The sequence below is a fragment of the Streptomyces sp. UNOC14_S4 genome (assembly GCF_020740835.1).
Lineage (GTDB): Bacteria > Actinomycetota > Actinomycetes > Streptomycetales > Streptomycetaceae > Streptomyces.
In genome coordinates this window covers 1-604 of sequence record NZ_JAINFC010001048.1, presented here as the reverse complement: position 1 = coordinate 604, position 604 = coordinate 1, and the positions used below count along the sequence as shown (strand labels likewise).

The following is a 604-nucleotide window of genomic DNA, read 5'->3' as shown; positions in this document are numbered from 1 at the left end:
AAGACGGCTCGCTCGACGCCTACCGCGTCCACCCCGTCCCCCTCACCACCCTCACCATCGAGGCGCTCAAGGACTTCGGTCTCTCCCGCAAGGAGGCCGAGCGCAGCAAGAACATGTTCGCGCTGGGCCTGCTGTCGTGGATGTACCACCGGCCGACCGCGGGGACCGAGGCGTTCCTGCGGGCGAAGTTCGCGAAGAAACCGGCGATCGCCGAGGCGAACGTGACCGCGTTCCGCGCGGGGTGGAACTTCGGAGAGACGACCGAGGACTTCGCGGTCTCCTACGAAGTCGCCCCCGCCACCTCCGCATTCCCCGCGGGCACCTACCGCAACATCTCCGGGAACCTGGCCCTGTCCTACGGCCTGGTGGCCGCCTCGCGTCAGGCGGATCTGCCGCTGTATCTGGGCTCGTACCCGATCACCCCGGCCTCCGACATCCTGCACGAGCTGTCGAAGCACAAGAACTTCGGCGTGCGCACCTTCCAGGCGGAGGACGAGATCGCCGGCATCGGCGCCGCGCTCGGCGCCGCCTTCGGCGGCTCCCTCGCAGTGACCACGACGTCGGGTCCGGGTGTGGCCCTGAAGTCCGAGACCATCGGCCTGGC

Annotated in this window: 1 protein-coding gene; it reads left to right on the top strand. The window is 69.0% G+C overall.

Annotated elements, in window-relative coordinates; genetic code table 11:
* The coding region (locus K6I34_RS37830) for a 2-oxoacid:acceptor oxidoreductase family protein (protein ID WP_229332521.1) at positions 1–604 on the top strand (604 nt) is incomplete at both ends.